Origin of the sequence: Streptomyces sp. BE20, from assembly GCF_036322525.1 — a bacterium.
Taxonomy (GTDB): Bacteria; Actinomycetota; Actinomycetes; order Streptomycetales; family Streptomycetaceae; genus Kitasatospora.
Window position 1 is genome coordinate 1 of the sequence record NZ_JAQYWW010000553.1, and the last position, 18,539, is coordinate 18,539.

The 18,539-nt window shown below is 70.2% G+C and carries 16 protein-coding genes and 5 pseudogenes; 14 read left to right on the top strand and 7 right to left on the bottom strand.

The genetic code is table 11. The features are described 5' to 3' along the window. Positions 1-480: 480 nt before the first annotated feature. From PUR61_RS09355 to PUR61_RS09365, 3 genes and pseudogenes are all read right to left on the bottom strand, one after another. Entirely contained in the window at positions 481-1,533 is a 1,053-nt protein-coding gene (locus PUR61_RS09355; RefSeq protein WP_329877669.1) for a hypothetical protein, read from the bottom strand. Positions 1,534-2,033: 500 nt separating this feature from the next. Next, entirely contained in the window at positions 2,034-2,327 is a 294-nt protein-coding gene (locus PUR61_RS09360) for a hypothetical protein (protein ID WP_329877671.1), read from the bottom strand. A 473-nt stretch (positions 2,328-2,800) separates the two neighbouring features. After that, positions 2,801-3,050: pseudogene (locus tag PUR61_RS09365) on the bottom strand (IS630 family transposase); the annotation flags it as partial. 561 nt (positions 3,051-3,611) lie between these two features. Between PUR61_RS09365 and rho the strand changes: the two are divergent. The 8 genes and pseudogenes from rho to PUR61_RS09405 form a co-directional block, all read left to right on the top strand. Then, positions 3,612-4,922, top strand: a pseudogene (gene rho / locus PUR61_RS09375) (transcription termination factor Rho); the annotation flags it as partial. A gap of 230 nt (positions 4,923-5,152) precedes the next feature. Then, complete coding sequence (locus PUR61_RS09380) at positions 5,153-5,971, top strand: serine/threonine-protein kinase (RefSeq protein ID WP_329877701.1); 819 nt, start codon at positions 5,153-5,155, stop codon at positions 5,969-5,971. Positions 5,972-6,285: 314 nt separating this feature from the next. Beyond that, the gene (locus tag PUR61_RS09385) at positions 6,286-7,638 is read left to right on the top strand and encodes a Fic family protein (RefSeq protein WP_329877673.1); all 1,353 of its coding nucleotides are present in this window, start codon (positions 6,286-6,288) and stop codon (positions 7,636-7,638) included. Positions 7,639-7,777: 139 nt separating this feature from the next. Then, positions 7,778-7,879 (top strand): annotated as a pseudogene (locus tag PUR61_RS45255) (SAM-dependent methyltransferase); the annotation flags it as partial. Between the two features lie 252 nt (positions 7,880-8,131). Next, positions 8,132-9,052, top strand: coding sequence for a cyclase family protein (locus PUR61_RS09390; RefSeq protein ID WP_329877675.1), 921 nt, complete (start codon positions 8,132-8,134; stop codon positions 9,050-9,052). A gap of 66 nt (positions 9,053-9,118) precedes the next feature. Continuing rightward, positions 9,119-9,259 carry a hypothetical protein gene (locus PUR61_RS09395; RefSeq protein WP_329877677.1) on the top strand — a complete coding sequence of 47 codons (141 nt, stop codon included), beginning with the start codon at positions 9,119-9,121 and terminating at the stop codon, positions 9,257-9,259. Between the two features lie 207 nt (positions 9,260-9,466). Next, positions 9,467-9,756 (top strand): annotated as a pseudogene (locus PUR61_RS09400) (NF041680 family putative transposase); the annotation flags it as partial. Positions 9,757-9,788: 32 nt separating this feature from the next. Further along, a complete protein-coding gene (locus PUR61_RS09405) occupies positions 9,789-10,055 on the top strand; it encodes a hypothetical protein (protein ID WP_329877679.1) in 267 nt (88 codons plus the stop codon). A 318-nt stretch (positions 10,056-10,373) separates the two neighbouring features. On the opposite strand, the gene PUR61_RS09410 is transcribed toward PUR61_RS09405, so the two are convergent. Both PUR61_RS09410 and PUR61_RS09415 read right to left on the bottom strand, forming a co-directional pair. Beyond that, positions 10,374-10,907: a YfbM family protein gene (locus PUR61_RS09410; RefSeq protein ID WP_329877681.1), complete on the bottom strand. Its 534-nt coding sequence runs from the start codon at positions 10,905-10,907 to the stop codon at positions 10,374-10,376. Between the two features lie 173 nt (positions 10,908-11,080). Continuing rightward, positions 11,081-11,277 (bottom strand): annotated as a pseudogene (locus PUR61_RS09415) (NF041680 family putative transposase); the annotation flags it as partial. Positions 11,278-12,395: 1,118 nt separating this feature from the next. On the opposite strand from PUR61_RS09415, the gene PUR61_RS09420 reads away from it, so the two are divergent. Beyond that, a complete protein-coding gene (locus tag PUR61_RS09420) occupies positions 12,396-13,112 on the top strand; it encodes a hypothetical protein (protein WP_329877683.1) in 717 nt (238 codons plus the stop codon). Positions 13,113-13,301: 189 nt separating this feature from the next. On the opposite strand, the gene PUR61_RS09425 is transcribed toward PUR61_RS09420, so the two are convergent. After that, the gene (locus PUR61_RS09425; RefSeq protein ID WP_329877685.1) at positions 13,302-13,808 is read right to left on the bottom strand and encodes an N-acetyltransferase; all 507 of its coding nucleotides are present in this window, start codon (positions 13,806-13,808) and stop codon (positions 13,302-13,304) included. Positions 13,809-13,948: 140 nt separating this feature from the next. Here PUR61_RS09425 and PUR61_RS09430 point away from each other — a divergent pair, with 140 nt between their 5' ends. Then, on the top strand, positions 13,949-14,494 hold the full coding sequence (locus PUR61_RS09430; protein WP_329877687.1) for a hypothetical protein: 546 nt from the start codon (positions 13,949-13,951) through the stop codon (positions 14,492-14,494). Positions 14,495-15,138: 644 nt separating this feature from the next. Here the strand turns inward: PUR61_RS09430 and PUR61_RS09435 are convergent. Then, the gene (locus PUR61_RS09435; protein WP_329877689.1) at positions 15,139-15,645 is read right to left on the bottom strand and encodes an alpha/beta fold hydrolase; all 507 of its coding nucleotides are present in this window, start codon (positions 15,643-15,645) and stop codon (positions 15,139-15,141) included. Here PUR61_RS09435 and PUR61_RS09440 point away from each other — a divergent pair. The 4 genes from PUR61_RS09440 to PUR61_RS09455 all read left to right on the top strand — a co-directional run. Beyond that, positions 15,617-16,456, top strand: coding sequence for a hypothetical protein (locus PUR61_RS09440; protein WP_329877691.1), 840 nt, complete (start codon positions 15,617-15,619; stop codon positions 16,454-16,456). The two genes, PUR61_RS09435 and PUR61_RS09440, sit on opposite strands and share 29 nt — an antisense overlap. A 372-nt stretch (positions 16,457-16,828) precedes the next feature. Continuing rightward, positions 16,829-16,960: a hypothetical protein gene (locus PUR61_RS09445; protein ID WP_329877693.1), complete on the top strand. Its 132-nt coding sequence runs from the start codon at positions 16,829-16,831 to the stop codon at positions 16,958-16,960. 163 nt (positions 16,961-17,123) lie between these two features. Then, entirely contained in the window at positions 17,124-18,236 is a 1,113-nt protein-coding gene (locus PUR61_RS09450) for an EcsC family protein (protein WP_329877695.1), read from the top strand. Positions 18,237-18,255: 19 nt separating this feature from the next. Further along, positions 18,256-18,539: hypothetical protein (locus PUR61_RS09455; RefSeq protein WP_329877697.1), on the top strand; the 284-nt coding region annotated here is incomplete at its 3' end.

The following is an 18,539-nucleotide window of genomic DNA, read 5'->3' on the forward strand; positions in this document are numbered from 1 at the left end:
CTGCAGCAACTCGTCACCGCGGGAGCAACCGTCAAGGAAGGGGTGCGCGACGTCGGCGGATCCATCCGCGCCGCATCGGTGACCGATCCGAGCGGATCAGTCATCGGGATCATCGAGAATCCGCACTTCGCGCTCCCGGAAACCGCCCGGCAGGCCGGCGACGGCCCCGGCCGATAGCCGGCCCGCCGCGCGGGCCGGACCGTGCGCGCGGCAATCGAGAAGCCCGCGACACCCCGCACGTCCCGACCCGCCGTCCCCCCACACCCCGGGCCCGAACCCCGCCCGCGCACACCCACGGCGACCGCGTCCACCGGCACGACCGGGACCCGAAAACCCCCCGTGCCCGAGGCGTTCAGCCGCCGACACAGGTGGTGCCGCACGGACTCGGGCGGGTTCTTCGGAGCGGAACGCGGCGGTCGTCCCGGCGCCGGGGGATCACCTTCGGCGCGGATCCCGGGCCGGCATCGGCCTGTGACCGGGTCAGCGCAGGGTGCGCAGGAAGATGTCCGCCTTGCCGTTGGTGTCGCCGGGGACGAGGTCCTCGGCCGTGGACTGGAAGACCACGTGGCGCCCGCCTGCGCTGACCGTGTCGATCCCGGCCGTGGCGGGGCGGTCGGTCACGGTCTCGTCGGTGCCCGTCTCCAGATCGCGCAGCGTGAGCGGCGCCGGCCCGGTCGTACCTGACGGGGTGTGCAGGAGGTAGCGGCCCGTGGGGTCGACGGCGACGCCCTTCACGCCGGGTACCACCAGGGCGGTGCCGGACGCGACGTCGTGGACGTACGTGTCGGGACCCGAGAGGTAGACGACCTTGTTGCCGTCGTCACTGAGCTGGACGAGCTCGGCCGCCCTGCCCGGACCCTCGATCGGACCGGCGGCGGTGTTGTCGGCCCAGTCCCACAGGAAGACGTCGTGCTCACCGCCGTCCTGGTAGGCGAGACGGGTCCCGTCGCCGCTGATGGACGGCCGGACCGCCGCGGTGTTGTGGATGATGTCGACGGTCTGCAGGGCCCCGGTGTCCGGCCTGCGGACCTCGACGCGCTGATTGGGCTCCGGCGGCCTGAACCTGACACTGAACGCCTGGTGGTTTTCGTTCGCGCCCATGGACGCCTCGCAGGTGAAGAGCGAGCAGGTGTAGGCGGACGTCCATCCCCGGCTCAGATGCTCCTGGTAGAGGGCCGTGTTGGCGAACCTGGGTGCCAGATAGGCGAGGACCTGCCCGTCGCCACTGAGCATGGGCGGCGCCGACGCGTACCCGTCGAACTGCCGGTTCTGCCCCGTCGCGAGATCGCGGACGAACACCCGGTCGTTCCTCCCCGTATTGCCGGGGGTGAGGTTGTTCGCGTACGAGGTGAACACGGCGCGGTCGCCGGCCGGTGTGATCGACACCCGGGCGGAATCATCGTTGGCCTGGGTGCCGTCGGCCGCGACGCTGACCCTCTCGATACCGGCCGAGCGGACGCCGGCACCGCCCACGCCCCCGGTAGGCCCGGCCCAGGCCGCTCCGGGCAGGGCCGCCGCGATCGCACAGACCACGGCCGCCGCGCTCAGGGCGACCCGTCCACGTCTGACTGTTGTGACCCGGTTCGTACGTCCTCGCATGTATCCCCCCACGCAGCTTCCGCTTCGACTCCCCGTTCGGAGAACCACCGACCATCAAAAAGCGCCGGAGCGACGCGGTCAACGCGTAGACGCGCCAGATGACCCGCCCGGACAGACGGTTTCGGTCATCCGGGAACCGTCCCCGCCACTCGGCCAACTCCCGCCCCAATGAGGACAGTCGGCCCCGGCGAGGATCTGGGTGGCGGTCACGGGAGGACTCCTCACCGATCGAGTACCCCCGGGACCGAGAAACCGCCCCACCGCCGGCCGGCACTCGAAACACCCGCCGCCGGCCGTCCCGCGGTGACAGCCCACCCTCCCGGGCGGCCCGGTCCCGGCCGCCCCCTCGCGGAAACAGGCCGTCCCCGCCCCGGGCCGTGGCCGCAGCGGCCTTGGTCATCCGGCTTCGTACGTGACCGTCCTCCGGCCGGCAGCTACTGCCTGGCGCGTCGGTTGAGCCAGGACTTCTCCAGCTCCGACAGCGGCGGCTCAGGCGCCGGCCCGGTTTCGTTGCAGACGGCGATGGGGTCGTCCGGCGCTGAGCACGAACCGACCGTCACCAGCTGGTACGCAAACTCGCCGCCCTTCGGCAGCGGGACTGCGATTCGCTCGGATGCGGGCTGACCGGGGACACACCGGCCGACGTCCTCGCCGTAGGGCCCGCCCCCGAAGATCACGTGCATCCACCCGTGCGGGGGTGTTCCGCTCATATCGAAGACATCCTCCATGTCCTCCCCCTTTCCGCCGCAAGATCGTATCGGCCACCGGCTTTGAAGGCCCTGCCAGATCGGCCGGTCAGCCTGCTGCGCTGACCACAGGGGTTCACGCGTTGCTGTGGGCCTGTCGGAGGTGGCTCAGCGATCACCATCGGGGAGTGGTCCGGCCTTGGTGACAGGTCCGGACCACCAGTCCGGTCGACCGGCGGGCCGCCGAGAGGCTTCCGGTTCTCGGTGGGCCGACTCCTCGGCCCTGCGGTGCGGTGCGGGGCGGCCTGGGCCGGCTCAGGCTCTCAGGCGGGGGTGGGGTGATCAAGGAAGCCGTCGGCGATGCCGCCCGGTGCTTCGGTGCACGGCGAACCGTCACCGGTCCGGCGTGCGGTAGAGGACGAGCGTGTTCGGAGTTCCGAACGTGCGCCGGTACGCCTTCCATCCGCTTCCCATGAACGAAGGAGTCTCGGCAATGGCTGGTCAGACAGCGGTGGCCGTCCGCCCGGGTGCGTTCCCTTCTCGCTACGGATACGCGCACGTTCGCGGCGTTGGGCGGCCGGAACGTCGGGGTGGCGGGCGTCGGCGTCGTGCCAGCGTCGGTGGGCGTGCAGCGCGCGGGCCTGAACCGGGTGTTTCGTAGCCCAGTGACGGGTCCTCCTGTCGTTGTGGGTCGAGAGACTGTCCAGGATCACGTAGACCCGGGCCACCGTCCGGAGGCGCCGCTCGGATCGATCCGAGCGCGGCCAAGCCGATATCCCCTCGCCCCACAGCGCCCCGAGACGCTACAATCCACAGAGGAGCCACTGGACGCCCACCTCACGGTGCGGGAACCTGGCCCCATGGCACAGCGGACACGGTCCGCGGCCGGCCGCTCTGGACAGCAGGCAGACCGACGCTCCCCGCCCTCCCGGCCAGGCACATCGGCAGTACATGAGCGCCGCCCCGCGGTGGCCGCTTCCCGGAAAAAATCCGCGCTCCTGCCGGACGGTGAACCCCGCGTGCTCACCTCTCTCGCCCGCACCGGGGCGCTGGAGCGCCGGACCGCTACCCGCAGACACAACCGCCAGGATCCGGGCGCTCCGGCCGAACTCGTTCCCGAGCTCCGCACCCAACCGGCAGCGCCACCAACCCCGCCGCTCCACGCCACGTCCGGCCCGCCCAGTGCCGCCAGACACCCTCTGACTCAACAGGAGTACCAATCTCGTGACGACCACCACCGAACCCTCGATCACCACGCCGCTGGACAGCCTGCTGAAGGCCGACCTCCATCGACTCGCCTCCGCCCTGAGCCTCCCGGGCGCCTCCCGCCTGCGCAAGGGCGAACTCGTCGAGGCAATCACCGCCAAGCGCCTCGCCGGCCGGCCGACCACGGCCACGGCCGGTCCCGGTCCCAGGCCCGCCGACACCGAAAGCCCGGGGGCCCGCCCCGCACTGCCGCCTCAGCGAACCCGCGACCGCGCCGGCCGGCCGGCGCAGCCCGCCACCACAGCGGGGAGCGGTCTCGTCCCGGCCTCCGGAGTGCTGGACGTCCACGACGGGAACGCCGTCCTGCGGACCTCCGGCTACCTCCCCGGCCCCACCGACCTGCACGTGCCCGCCCGCCAACTGCGCGCTCTCGGCCTGCGCTCCGGCGACGTCCTGACCGGCGCCGCACGCCCGCACGGCGGCGACCGCCGCTCGCTCCTGGAGCGCATCGACACGGTCAACGGCCGCCCCGCCGACAACCTCCCGCCCCGGCCCGCGTTCAACGACCTGACGCCGCTGTACCCGCAGCAGCACCTGGGCCTGGAGACCGGCCCGCGCGAACTGATCGGCCGGGTCCTCGACCTGGTGGCCCCGATCGGAAAGGGCCAGCGCGGTCTGATCGTGGCACCGCCCAAGGCCGGCAAGACGATGGTCGTGCAGAGGATCGCGGCGGCGATCGCCCACAACCACCCCGAGACGCACCTGATGGTCGTCCTGGTCGACGAGCGTCCGGAGGAGGTCACCGACATGAGGCGCTCGGTCAAGGGCGAAGTCATCGCCTCCACCTTCGACCGGCCCGCCCGCGAGCACATCGCCGTCGCCGAACTCGCCGTCGAGCGCGCCAAGCGACTCGTCGAACTCGGCCACGACGTGGTGGTCCTGCTCGACTCCGTCACCCGCCTCACCCGCGCCCACAACGCCGCCGCACCCGCCCACGGACGAACCCTCAGCGGCGGCCTGGACGCCACCGCCATCCAGCGCCCGAAGAAACTCTTCGGCGCGGCCCGCAACGTCGAGAACGGCGGCTCGCTGACCATCCTGGCCACCGCCCTCGTCGACACCGGCTCCCGCATGGACGACCTGATCTTCGAGGAGTTCAAGAGCACCGGCAACATGGAGCTGCGCCTCAACCGCCGCCTCGCCGACAAGCGCCTCTTCCCCGCCGTCGACGTCCGGGCCTCCGGCACCCGCCGCGAGGAACTCCTCCTCGGACACACCCGCACCCCCGCCGCCCGGGCCCTGCGCCGTGTCCTGGGAAACCTCGACCTCCAGCCGGCCGCGGAACTGCTCCTGAACCGCCTCAAGCAGACCACCACCAACACCGAACTTCTGCGCCAGGTGGCAACCAGCACCCCGACTCCCCCGGCCTGAACCGAACCGGCACCATGTCCTGGAACTCCACCGCCCCTCGCCCGGTCGGAAGTCGTCGTTCTGCCGTGCGGTAGTCCACTCGTGCCCGGCAATGCGAGCTCTCCGCCCATCTCACACAGGTGGGCGGCCGCGGGTCGCCCGAATCCCTCCCGGAGGGGCGCCGCCGGCCCGTATGCTGTGGGGCCCTGGGCCAGGGTGGACCGGCGGGGGGTTGGGTGCGAGCGGGGGATGTGCTCGACGGGCGGTACCGGTTGGTCCGCGAGCTCGGCCGGGGCGGATTCGGTGTCGTGTGGGAGGCCTACGACTCCCGGGTCGGCAGGCCCGTGGCGGTCAAAACGGTAGCGCACCAGGGCAATGCGGAGGGTGCGAAGCGGTTCCTGCGAGAGGCCGGCGCAACCGGCGTCTTCATGCACCCCAACATCGTGGTCATCCACGATCTCGGCGAGGTCGACCATGCCGCGGACCGGTTCAGCTATCTGGTCATGGAACTACTGTCCGGCCGAACGCTGGCCCAGATCGTCGCCGACGGCGTGCCGGACCTCGCGTACACCTTGGTGTGGGCGCAGTACATTTGCGTGGCCCTGCAGGTCGCGCACGCCGCCGGGATCGTGCACCGCGACGTCAAGACGGACAACATCATGATCACGTCGTCGGGTGTGCTGAAGCTGCTGGACTTCGGAATCTCACAGCGCGAGGGACTGCCCGGGGTGACCGTCACCGGGGCTGTCGTCGGCACCCCGTTCACCATGGCTCCCGAGCGCTGGCGCGGCGAGCACGCCGACGGCCGGGCCGACCTGTACTCGTTGGGGTGTGTGCTGTTCGAACTGTGCACGGGCAAGCGGCCGTTCGCCGGCGACACCCTCGTCTCGGTCATGAACCAGCACCTCACCCACCCCCCGCCGGTGCCCGGCCGGCTGCGCCCGGGGATCCCGCCAGGGCTCGACAGCCTCGTGGCAGCGCTCATGGCCAAGGACCCCGCCGCCCGGCCGGCCACCGCCACCGAGACGCGCCGTCGACTGGGCGCCATCGCCGCCTCGTACATCGGCTGACGGCCGCGGCCAGGGTGGAGCCGCCCAGCCCATCACGCCTCTTGGAGCCGGAATCCGCCGCCCGCTCGCCCAGCGGCCGATCGGGCAGGACGTGCAACTGACCTTCCCTTGCAGACCATCAGATCGCGGCGGCCCGGTTGTTCAGCCTCGTGGCGCCGCCGCCGGCGAGGACCAGCGCAACGGGCGGGTGGCCCCCGGGTATCCCCCGGGGCCGGGCGACCCGGCGGAGCCGGAGTCCTTGTGGTGGTTCGGCCGGCCGCGACCCGGCGGAAACAGCGTTGCTCACACCCCTGGTTTCCGTGCACCCTGGTCGGGTGTTCAACGCGCTCTCCCCCGCAGGCCTGGCCTGGGACGAGGTCGACCCCGCCGACCACCCCTTCGACCCCGCTTCGGCGGCGCAGGTGGTCCACTCCCTCGGCCCGGCGCGGCGGGTACCCTCCCGGCTGGACCCCGACGCCGATCTGACCAAAGTCAACTGGGCCTGGGAGGTGGCCAAACCCTGGTCCGATGCCATGACGCACGTACTGATAGAGCGCTACGGCCGGTGGGCGGCGGGGTGGCGCTGGTCGCTCGGTGAGGGGGACGTCGACGGCGGGCCGGTCGGGAACTGGTGCTGCGGGTCGCACTCGATCACCACCCCGGAGCAGACCCTCGACCACGTCGTGGCGGCGCTGTGCGAGTGGCGTGACTGGCTGGAGCGCCTCGCGGAGTGGTTCGAGGCCTACCCCCTGGACCCGGAGACCCTGGTGGCGGACCGGATCCTGTGGGAGCGCACCGCCCGCAACCTGATCCTGCAGGTGGCCGACCGGACCGGCGCCGAGAGCGGCTGGTACGGGCACTGCCAGCAGGTCCTGGGCTGGTTCCTCAGCTACTGGGGTGTCGCCCCTGAGCTGGCTGAGCGGCTGGTGCAACAGGCGGTCGGCGGCCGGTTCAAGAGCTGGACCGCGCCGGACACCGTCCTGGCGGAGGACGTCGCCGAGCAGCTCGTCGGCCCGCTGCGCCCCCAGGACACCCACTGGTCACCGGACCCGGGCCAGCTCCTGGACCACCTGGAGCGCTGGCTCGCGGTGCGCGAGAGCGTGCCGTGGCCGGACGGCGAGGACAGCACGCACAGTGAACCGGTGACCCCCGCCCGCGACGGCGCGGCGGAGGACTTCCGCTCCTTCGACGCCGCAGTGGACCCCGCCCGCGCCGCCGGCCTCCTCACCGCACTGGATCTGGTGCGGGCCGACGCGGCGTGTGGTGCCGCGCTCGACTTCGAGTTGCTGCGCGGCTGGCAGCAGCACGTACTGGGCACACCTGAGCCACCACTGCTACGTGCCCACCCCGCCTTCGCCAAGGGCGGCGAGGAGCGCTACGGGATCGGCCCGGACACCCGCACCCGCCTCGACGCCTGTTTGGCGCAAGCCGCCGACAGCCGGCTCTCGCCGGCTGCCGGAGCGGCCCGGGCCTACCTGGATGTCTGCTTCTTCCACCCGTTCGACGACGGCAACGCCCGCGCCGCCCTGCTCACCTTGCTGTTCGTGCTGGCCCGCGCAGGCATCACACTCGACTCGGTGGTACTCATCCGCCGGTTCGGCCACCGGGCCGACGACCCGCAGGACGCGCTGAGCCTGTGCCGTTCCGTCGAGTTCCACCTCAGGCAGAACCGCGCCGCCGCTCAGTGACCGCCCGGTACAACCAGCGCCGCCCGGATCGCGGTCCCTGTCACAGACGACATCGGAACCTCGCCAGGCTGCGACACTGCCCTTCAGTACAGACACGACATCAGCGTTCAGCGACACACAGCACTGACCGGCAGGGCGCGGTCTGCCCGCGCGCTTCCTCCCTCGCGACCTCGGGCTCGGCCGCCCGGGCCTCCAGGCCCGGCTGGACGCCGCCCACGAGGACACCTGGCCGACCGTCCGGCCCCGCCGGACGGCCCGGCCCGCGAGTACCTGCACGTCAGTCTCGCCCAACGCCGGGACCAGCTGGTCGATCTCCTCCTCCAGTCGGGCGAGTTACTGGGAGACAGCGGAGGTGGTGAGGTGCAGCAGCCGGGTGGCGTCCACGACGCCGCCGCGCAGGGCGCGCAGACGCCGAATATCATGCTTCAGAGCTGTAGCGGTACTTCAGAAATTCTTGCTTGCCCGCAAGCTGCCCTTCACTGACCATCGAGGCATGACCGATACGAGTGAGCAGTGGCGGGTGCGGTTCGACGCCGAGGTGGGCTTCGCCAACGGCGGCGGCCTGCAGACCCAGGGGTTCCGGCTGGACGTCCCCGGGCCGGAGATCGAGGACGGCGAGCTCGGTGAACTGCTGGTGCGCCACCTCGGCCTGCTGATGGTCGAGGGGGTACGGATCACGAACCGGGAGGTCCTGCGCGAGCCGCACAAGGGCTCACGCGGCACGGCCGCTGGCGGGACCCCCACCGAACGCCGAATCGTGGACCTCAGCCACCCGATCCGCCCGGGCATGGTGACCTACCCCGGCCTGCCCGGCCCGGAGATCAGCGACCACCTCTCCCGGCACGCCTCGCGCGAACTGTACGCCCCCGGTACCGAGTTCAACATCGCCAGGATCTCGATGGTGGCCAACACCGGCACCTACGTGGACACCCCGTTCCACCGCTTCAGCGAGGGCCCAGACCTCTCCGCTGTGCCGCTGGAGCGGCTGACCGACCTGCCCGGCCTGGTCGTCCGGCTCGACGGCGCGCCGGGGCGCGCGATCGACCGCAGCCTGCTGCTCCCGCACGAGGTCACCGGCCGGGCCGTCCTGATCCACACCGGCTGGGACCGGCGCTGGGGGACGGACGCCTACGGCAGCGGGCACCCCTTCGTGACGGCGGACGCCGCCGCCTGGCTCGCCGAGCAGGGCCCGGCGCTGGTCGGCATCGACTCGGTGAACATCGACGACACCACCGACGGCACCCGCCCCGCGCACACCGCGCTGCTGGCGGCCGGCATCCCGGTGGTGGAGCACCTGCGCGGCCTGGAGCAACTGCCGCCGTCCGGCTTCCGGTTCTTCGCCGCGCCGCCGGCCGTCGAGGGCATGGGCACCTTCCCGGTCCGCGCGCACGCGCTGGTGGACGGGGAGCGGTGAGGGTGCTCTCAGCCCCGGCGCGGCGGCGGCTGGGCTGGCGGCGCCCTGCCGCTCGCCGCGAACGCGATGGCCTCCGCCGGGCGGATCGCGGCGAGCGGGGAAGCCTTCCAGCTGACGAAGCTGGGCGGCGCGGCGCTCACCGCCTGGACCGCGATCGGCCTGGCGTCGCCGGCCCGACTCCGCCGCCGTCCGGCGGCGCTCTGCTGACGGCACGGTCGGCCCGCCGGGTCCGGGGCGGTCCGCTGCCAGAGCCGCTGGTCCACCGGGTGTGCGAGATGGCCGGATTCGTCCTCCCGGGTTCCGCACCGGATGGACAGCCTGCACCTGGTGAACAGCCTGGTCGGCGCAGGCCTGAGGATGACGTTGCTAGCCGAGTCCGGCATCGAGCGCGACCGCTCGGACATCGCCTTCCGCCGCCTCGCCCGCTCACTCGTCGCCGACCTCCGCCACCCCTGGGAGAAGCCGACGGAACCGAACAAGCTCACCCCGCCCGCATCCGACGCGGGTTCAGGAACCTCCACGCGAAGGCCCCCACGCCGGCGCGTGCGCCGAAACCCGCCCGCCCCGGCCCCGGCCGTCCGCCCGGCTCGAAGAACCGGCAGCGTGCGACCCGCTATGAGGTCGGCAGAGTCCTGGCTACCGGCGAGGCTTACGTCCGGCCCGCTCACCACCAGAAGGGCACCAAGCCCCGGCGATCGAGCTGACAGAGGTACCCCAGGTCCGCCAGACTGCCGACGTGCGAATCGACGAGACAGCCAAACGGGCCGCGACCAGGTTGATGGTCTACGCGGGGATCATCATCGCCTCGCCCCTGCTGCTCGTCGCCGGGGCCCCGATCCGCACTCGGTACCTCCAGTACATCTACCGAGATGACGCGCCACCGGTCGTCGACAAGCCGAACGGGGTAGTCAGCGTCCACTACTACGTCGTGATGAATCCGCTCCTATACCGACTCTGCTGGCCGACACAGACCGTGATCTACCTCGCCCGGCGCTTTCGTTAAGCGACAAGGTGAGTGCCTGTTTCTGACCCCCAAGGCAGCAGGTCGACGAGCCATTGCCCGGAATGCGAAGTTTGCGGAAGCGTTCGGCGAACGGAAACTGATGGGGTGTGCGGGACGCGCGGGGCGGTCTTCGGGGAGACCTTCACCCGGGGGTCGGCGAACGCGGTCGGTGGGGACCGACTCAGCCTTGATCGTTCTCAAGTTGACCAGCAGCAACTTGGCTCTCGACTCACCTGGCACCAGGTTACCGACCCCGCAGAGTCCGAGGGCTCAGAAATAGGAACTCAGCAGTACGTCCGGGCCTTCTTGACTGCGGGTTCAACTCTTGTGATGTATCGTCCTGGCCGTTGGGAGTCGGTCGAGCCAGATCACCATGGCGTGATCGGCGGAGGCTGCGGCCTGGAAGAACTCGGTCAGAGGGATAAACAGGTCGCGGGCCCATTCCAGGGAGGTCGGCGAGTCCCAGATCTGGGAATAGACCTCGGCTGCGGCGAGTTCCTTGTGGTCAACGCCGTGGATCAGCTCGCCGTAGGTCATCCGGCTCAGCTTGTCGGCGGCCAGCCGTACCCGGTAGGCAGTCAGGTACCGCGGCGGTTCGTAGCCCCAGTCATCGGCCTCGGGGATGAGTTCCTCGCCAAAGACGATGTCGACCGGGAAGGCCAACCGCTTCAGCAGGAACCCCAGCAGATTCCAGGTCTGGTGCGTGGTGAAGTGCCGCGCTTCAGCTGGTGCCGTCTCCTCGTCCTCCTGGTCCTGAACGTCAGAGGCGAAGTCCAGGGCCCACTCGGGGTCCTCCAGTGCTCGGGCCAGCTCTCCGGGTGTGAAGCGCAGGTACTCGCCGTTCGTGCTCATGGGGCGGCAGCATACGGAGCGGTTCCGACAAGAGTTGCGGTTGGTCATCCCGCTCGGCGTGGTTTGGTGCCGATCTTGTGGTGGGTCGGTCGACGGTAGGGCTCGCCGGTGGCCAGGAGCAGGCCCACGTCGTAGCGGGTCGCGGGGCGGCGGTTCTTCGAGCCGGGTGGGCGACCGGGGCCGGGCCGGTGCTCGGGAGAGAGCGCCAGGTCCACCAGGGTCTTCACCGGCCCATCGGTGCACAGCACCGCGTCGGTCAGCTCGAACAGCGCGTCGCGCCGTCCGGTCAGGCAGTCGTAGAAGGCCCCCGGAAGCGTGACAGTTCCGCGAACGGCTCGCACTGCCCGCCCTGTTCCACCAGACTCACCATCACGGCCTTCGCGTCAAGTCCTTTCCCTCTTGGTCGAGTTCAGGTTCACGCGAAGGCCGTGCCGCTGTCCCAGGAACACTCGGAAGAGTGATCACTGTGCCCACGTGTTCGAAGCTGGACGATAGGCCTGGCGGGACCTCAGGCGATCAACGTCCCGCCGCCCGTCGTGACCGCTCGATTCGAGCGAGGGAACCGATGCCAACGACGGTGAGAGCAACGACCCCGAGTTGCTTGACCGTGTCTTCCCAGAGCAGGTTGATCATCCACTGAACTATGCCGTGCGTTTCATTCACGGGGGTGATCGTATGCAGAGCCCGAGTGCGTTTTTGCTGGTGAGGGCCAGATCGTGGCAACGATCTGGTGTCAGTTGAACGCAATGGCCGTGCCAGCACCCCAGGAGCGCCGGATCGATGATCACCAGGCTCGCAGGTTCGAGTCCGGACGTTAAACGACAAGCTGAGGCCGAACCGGCACCGCAACCGGCGAACCGCCCCAGCGTCTGTGTGAGGTGGGGCGATCCCGGGCGGCGCCGGCCGCGGGAACGGAACCAGGCCGAGGCCGCCGTGCACGCGCTCGGCGGCCAGATCCCCTGCGACGAGGAAGGCCATGGCGGCGGAGAACACGCTGGCGGGCGTCGCGGGACGGGCGAGGAGGTCCTGCCTCGCCCATCTCCCGGTAGAACTCGTTAGAACAGTCGGCAAGGAGTCGGAATAAATCCGCGCAGAGACTGCCGAGGACGCCCGACCCGACATCGCAGAAGGGCACAGGCCCGGCGCCTCCGAGAGATAATGGCCGGACAGTCGTCCATATCTTAACCTGTCGCGAATTGGGCAGCGGCGAAGCTCCGCAGTGAATTAACATGCATCGGGACGTGAACGCTCGACCCAGCTTTCCAACAGGGCCTTCATCTCCGATACCCCGTCACTGGGGCTCCACGACAGAGGGATCACCGAGTGGCACTCGTCCCGTACCGGGCATAGCGTGGAACTGGTCGAGTGCCGAAGCCGCTGCCTCTCGTCCTGCTGCAATCGCTGCAACAGGACGATAGGTGCCACTCGAATCGCACCAAATGGCGGGGCGCGTCACAGAGGTCGTCGACAGAGAAGGGTCGCTGGGCAATGTCATCTCCAGAGGAACAGCGTCGAAAGCTGGAGAGGGATCTCCGCCAGCATGAGCATCGCGCTGACCGCATCAATGAAGAGATTCGAAACCTCAATAACGAGCTGAGAATCCACAATGTTATATTGTCGCTCGGGCGAGACAAGAAGCTTCTGAACTTGCTCGATCAGCTGCGCGACGACGAAGTCCTGGCACGCAAATCACGTGAAATCGGCCGCTCGTTCTTCGAGCAACAAGGTGTTGAGCTCCCTCCGGAGATTCAGGTGGTGACCGGCGCCCCGACAGGCCAAGGGGCGAGGATACGCGGTGTCTTTCTCGACGATGCCGGGCGCGAGTACGAGGTGGTGTGGGACTCGCAGCGCGGGTTCGACGTGCATCCCGAAGTCCGAGCGAAGAACCCGCTGGACCTCACCCTGTCCCACGCCAAGGAACGGACCCAGCAGAGCACAGACTTCACCCTCACGGGGACTGGGTTCACTCCCAATGGGCAGGTTTCCATGAACATCTTCATGGAGCCGGGGCTCAACGTCCCGAACAGGGACATCGGAAGTGTATCCGCCAACCATCTTGGCGAGATCAGCAGGTTTCACCGCGCCTGGTACCTTCACGGTCCGGATCCTCAGACCAGGAACCCGGCTTTCATCGCAAGGGACGTGACAGAGGATCAAGCCGCGATCGACGAGGTTTCCAGCGCCTCTTGGTATCCCCTGTTGTGAACGCGGACTGAGCAGGCCTTCGAGTCGCCCGGGGCGAGGTCGACCCGCCGGCCGCCCTTTCTCCTGATGCTTGGCGATTCGACACCAGCGAGTGCTCAGGAGCCCCTCCTCACATGCGCCGAGCACCCGACGACCACCCTGTCGAGACGGCCGTTCGAGCACCAAACCCCCAGAGCACTACGACAACAGCTACTTACGCGTCGGGTGCTCCGGCAGGGCGAGCCAGTCCGACCAGGAGATCTCTCGGCCGAGGAACCGCGGCTGTTCGAACGGCCAGTCGGCGGCGATCCACTGCGGCACGAGCGTGTCGAGGGCCTGCTCGACCTTGCTGTCCACCAGGTCGTCCACCACCCACCAGGAGATCTCGCCGTCCGCGCCGGCCCTCTCCGGTGGGTCGATGTAGACACAGCCGAGGAGAGCTGTCTCCGCTGTGTCGAACAGCGCGTAGTTGAAAGACTGGTGTGCGGCGATCTCCTTCTCGTGCCGCAACAGGTCGGCCTGGTCGGCCTCGTAGGTCATGGTGGCTGCGGGCCAGCCCCAGGCCGGGCCGAAGATGGTCCACAGCCGCTCGCGCGAACCCATCACAGCCGGATAGTCGAGCGGAGTGTCCGCCTCCCGGATCGGCCGCAGGTGATGACCCCCTCCCGGCAGCGGTACCAGGACAGGATGGACGAAGTTGTCGGGGAGCCAGCTCATAGCGCCCGACCGTAGCAGCGCGCGGCCGTCCGCTCCTCTGGATTTTCCCCGTATACCGCCAGGCCCTGCTCTCCTGCCGGGCAGTACCCGTGTTCTCTCGATCGAGACTCCCGTTCGATCGAGAGAAATATGATCGACTCATGGTCATGAGCCGAGGCGCCTTCGACGACGTTCCCTTGAGAACGCTGTTCCCCCTGCTGTCCGCTGCTGCCGTTGAGTCACTGCAGCACACGGCTCACGCCGTTGACGCCGCTCAGCCTGAGCCTGCCGCCACGAAGTGGGAATGGAACCTGGAGCATGCCGCGTTCGCTGGTCCGCAGTCCGGGACCCATGTGATCCTCCTTCTGGACGTTGTTCAACACTCAAGCGGGATGGACTGGTTGGAGTTCCAGCTTCAGGTCGGCTGGACGGAGGAAGGCCAGCACGAGGTGACCGCGGCGGTCAACGTGAGCTGCTGGTGCGAGACCGACCACGGCACCCACGACGTCGATGTCCTGAGCATCGTCGTCGGTGACGGGACCTCGCTGCCGGAGGCCTTCACGGCCGGTGCCGAGCGTATGGCGACATGGCTGGCAGATCCCCGGGACGCAGACTTCTGGCGCGCCCAGGAGAACCTACCGGCCCGCCGCATCCGATCGACGGTGCAGATGACAACCGCACGCGCGGGCACACGATCAGCACCCTGAGTAGACTCCGCCGGACCCCGGCGGTTCGTGGTGGCGTCCGGTCAGACTGCGTCAGGCCCCGAGAAGTATCCGCTTGCGGAGGAGATCGAGGCCTGGCACACCGCTGCAGTCCTGACGCTCGATCAGCTCTACTCGTGTCACCCGACCCTCGACCTGGACGGAGCTCCACGGAAGGGACAAGCCGGCGGTGACGGCCTTCATGGCTGCCAGGAGCCGGTGGTGGTCGAGGCTGCTGGTCCGCGGGTGGAAACGGCCGCGCGGACGGTGGAAGCGTCGTTGGAAGCGGCCTCGGCGCGGGCCCCCGGTACGGCTCGGAGGCTGCCCTTGCGGACGTTGACGACGCTGAGGCACAAGCGTGTCGGCGATGCCGACGTAGCTGCAGTCGAAGGCCTCACACAGGATGTACAGCGCCCGCTCCTCCGTGGGTGTCGGCGTCGCCGGCACCAGGAGCGGCGCGAGTCCGAGCTCCTCGGCCTGCTGCGCGCCGGTCGCGGGACCTCCGGCGGTGTCGGCGGGCTCGGGCAGGCACCGGGTCGAGGGAGGGCCGCCTGCGCGAGCGGGCGGACTGACCGCGCTGCTGGAGGCGGTGCTTGCCGGCCTGGCGTCCCCCGACACCGGAGGCTACGCCGCCGCGCAGACCGCGATCATGTGTGCGGTAGGGCCGGCCGGCCCTCGGCGGCGTCGAGCAGGACGCGCGTCAGGGCGGAGAACCCCTCGTAGGCGGCGTCGTCTCCGACCGACACCGTCCACAGCACCTGCGGCAGCGCCCGGGCGTCGACCCGGTGGGCGCCGACCGCCAGCGGGGCGCGTTCGGCGGCCAGGCGCACCCGCTCGACCGAGGCCAGCACCTCGGCGGTGGTCGCGCCCAGGTGGTGGCGGTCGTCGTGGCCGGCCGCCCAGGCGGCCCAGGCGGTGAGTACGGCCCCCATCGCGGGGCCCTGGGTGGCGGTCAGGTCGGGACCGAAGCGGTCCGGGTCCATGGCGGCGTCGAACACCGCCCGTCCCACCCGGCCGGGGAACAGGTGGAGGTAGACCTCGCCGAGGTAACTCCCGTAGGACGAGCCGAGGTAGGCGATCGTCGGCTCGCCGAGGACGGCGCGCACCAGGTCCAGGTCCCGGGCGGTGCTGCGGGTGGAGGCGTGCGGCAGCACGGCGCAGCACGGCGCGGAACGGGGCGCATCGGGCCGCGAGGCCCTTGGCGAGCTCGGCGGCCCGCTCGAAGCCCAGCCGGTCGGGGCCGGCCGCGCCGGGGCCGGCCGTCGGCCAGCCGCAGTCGAGGGGGGTGCTGGCGCCGACGAAACGCGGGTCCATGCCGACGATGTCGTAGCGGGCGCCGAGAGCGGGGGCGGCCTGCCGCAGGGCGAGGGCGAGCGAGCGGGCAGGGACGCCGGGGCCGCCGGGGTTGTAGAGGAGGGTGCCCAGCCGGTGGGCGGGGTCGGTGGCGGGCAGCCGGGCAAGGGCGATGCTGAGCGTGCGTCCGTCGGGGCGGCGGTAGTCGAGGGGGACGGTGACCTCGGTGCAGTGGGCGCCGGCGGCGTCGAGATCGGCGCCCGCGGCGTCGTCCGGGCCGCTCGCGCAGGGGTGCCAGAGCGGCCGCTGGCCGCGGCGCAACGCGGCAAGCGGGTCCGCAGCCGCGGTGGCGGTGGCGGTTCGCGCAGTGGCGCCGAGTGCCGGTGCGGCTGCCGCGGTGAGGAGGGTCAGGGTCATGGCCAGCGCCGCCACAGCGGCGGGGCAACACGCCTGTTCGAGCTCCTGCTCGACCGCTCACCGCAGGCGTTCCAGCGCTTCGCCGAGGACTACTACGAGGTTCCCGTGGACCTGGAAGCGGTGCGCGACGTGTATGCCTCGCGACCCCTGAACCAGACGCTCGCGTCATCGCTGAACCCGGAGGTCGACCTCACAGACGTGGCCGAGGACATCGCCGAAATCGGCTACCCACAGCCGGACTGGGACCGGGTCTGAGCCCACGAAAGCGGGCTTGCCTGCCGCGATGACGCTGCTCGTGGCCGACAGCGCCCCACTGGAGCTGCAGGGCTCCCCCACGGGGAAGGTCCCCGGCGGGGAGGTCAGCGGCGACGTGCCGCACAGTCTGCCGGTGCCTTCGCCTGAGCAAGCCCAGGCGGGATGCGGAGATCCGGCCGACCGCACCCTGCGCCTGCCGAGTTGCCCTGCCGCCGGCCACCCTGCGGGTTCAGCGGCGTCCGCGGGCGAAGTACGCGGACGGCACGCGGGAACAGACAGCGGCTTGGAGCCCGTACCCCGTGCCGACGGGCGAGACAACCTTCACCAGCTACGCCGACATCCAATCGGCAATGACCTTCAACGACCACACCGGTGAGGTTCGAGCGAACCACATTCGAGGGCACGACGGCCCTGCGCCTGCGCTACGCGAACGTCCAACTGAGCCGGGCGGCCCTGGCCGTGTCCCCGCCTGCTGTCCCGGAGCACATCGGCCCGAACGAATGAGGGCTCTCCCGTCGGAATCCCAGCAAGCGCCAGGATGCCCCGGCACCGTCGGTTCACTCAGATCGAGCCGGGCGGCGTGCGCGGTATCCGCGGCTGCCACGGATTCCCGGGACAACTTCCCAACCCCCCGCGCGGTTCCTGCGCCAGAGCCTACGATCCCGGTGTGACTGAACCCTCGGACTACGAGTTTGAAGCATGGCGCGACATCCAGCGTTTCACAGGCCGCCCGCTGTCCCGGAGAATGGGCGAGGCCGGCGAGCAGCTGGCCGTCGGTGCAGCGAAGCTCGGCAGGCGCGCGGCCAAGCGGTTGGAGAGCCACCCACGGGCCCTCTCCGCAGTGACGCGTGGGCAGGAGATCGTCGCCGGGGGAGCCCGGAAGGCGGGTACCGCCGCGCGCAGTGCCGCCGACGCGATGCCCGACTGGAGCGGCGTGGTCGTCCAGTCCACCCGGCAGACGGTGGGGCGGCTGTCGCGAGCGGGACTGACCCCCGCTCGGGTGGTGAAGCGCCATCAGAAGCGCGGTCACGACGTGTCGTCGCTGGCCGACCTTCGCCGGCTCGACCTGGAGCAGATCGACGCGGTGCGGGGGCGCGCGGCCAGTTGGTACTACCCGGCCGCCGCGGCGCTGTCGGGAGCGACCGCGGGGTTGGTGATCTCGGGCGGGGAGCTGGTCGTCGCCGCCTCCGCAGGGGCCGCGGCAGCTCCTTCGGGAGGCATGATCGTGGGCGCCCTCGCCGGCGACGCCGCGATCGTCCTCGGACTGGCGTCCCGGGTGGTCGGCCATGTGTCGCTGTTCTACGGCTACGACCCCGAATCGCCCGCCGAGAAGCTGTTCGTGATGTCCGTGGTCAACGCCGGCACGGCGGCGTCGTCCTCCGCCAAAGTCGCCGCAATGGGCGACATATCCCGGCTCACCCAGGCACTCGTGCGAGGCAAGGCGTGGGATGTCCTGAGCGAGTCTGTGGTCACGAAGGTCTCTGTGCAGTTCGCCAGAGCATTCGGCATACGCCTCACCAAGAAGGGCCTCGGCAAGGTCGTTCCCGGAGTCGGGATTCTCGTGGGCAGCACCCTCAACTGGTCCATGCTGGAGCGGATCGTCGACACCGCTGACATGGCCTACCGGCGCCGCTTCCTCATCGAGAAGTACCCGCACCTCGGCGACGAGGAGGCGACCGGTTCGTTCCTCGACACCGACGAGGACGGCGTGGACTCCGATGACAGGCCGATCAGCGTCCTCGCCGAACTCTCCGAGGCAGGCGGACCCCACCTTCCCTGATCTACCAGGCGGTCTCGCCGTGCTGTTCGGCAGGTCTCGACGTCCCACCCACCACGCGAGCGCAACGCTGTTGGTGATACCCCGGGCATGGCTGATCGCCGCGCAGCGCGCCTCGGGGCTCCTCGGCGTACACCGTCACCCGGGCCGGCGGGTAGCGGTGCGGCCCGATGACGTTGCCGCGCCGGAACACCTCGACGATCCCCCGGTCGACCTGGATGGGCAGACGCCCGTGCCGGAAACCCGCGGCTCCGCCGCTTCCGCGTCAGACCACTCTCCGGTCGACGAGCGCGGCCACCTCGGTGA

What these genes read in the sequence shown, in the direction of transcription:
- PUR61_RS09360 (WP_329877671.1), bottom strand. Translation starts at nt 2,327, where the DNA reads ATGGAGGATGTCTTCGATATGAGCGGAACACCCCCGCACGGGTGGATG.
- PUR61_RS09390 (WP_329877675.1), top strand. Translation starts at nt 8,132, where the DNA reads ATGACCGATACGAGTGAGCAGTGGCGGGTGCGGTTCGACGCCGAGGTG.
- PUR61_RS09395 (WP_329877677.1), top strand. Translation starts at nt 9,119, where the DNA reads ATGGCCTCCGCCGGGCGGATCGCGGCGAGCGGGGAAGCCTTCCAGCTG.
- PUR61_RS09410 (WP_329877681.1), bottom strand. Translation starts at nt 10,907, where the DNA reads ATGAGCACGAACGGCGAGTACCTGCGCTTCACACCCGGAGAGCTGGCC.
- PUR61_RS09420 (WP_329877683.1), top strand. Translation starts at nt 12,396, where the DNA reads ATGTCATCTCCAGAGGAACAGCGTCGAAAGCTGGAGAGGGATCTCCGC.
- PUR61_RS09425 (WP_329877685.1), bottom strand. Translation starts at nt 13,808, where the DNA reads ATGAGCTGGCTCCCCGACAACTTCGTCCATCCTGTCCTGGTACCGCTG.
- PUR61_RS09430 (WP_329877687.1), top strand. Translation starts at nt 13,949, where the DNA reads ATGGTCATGAGCCGAGGCGCCTTCGACGACGTTCCCTTGAGAACGCTG.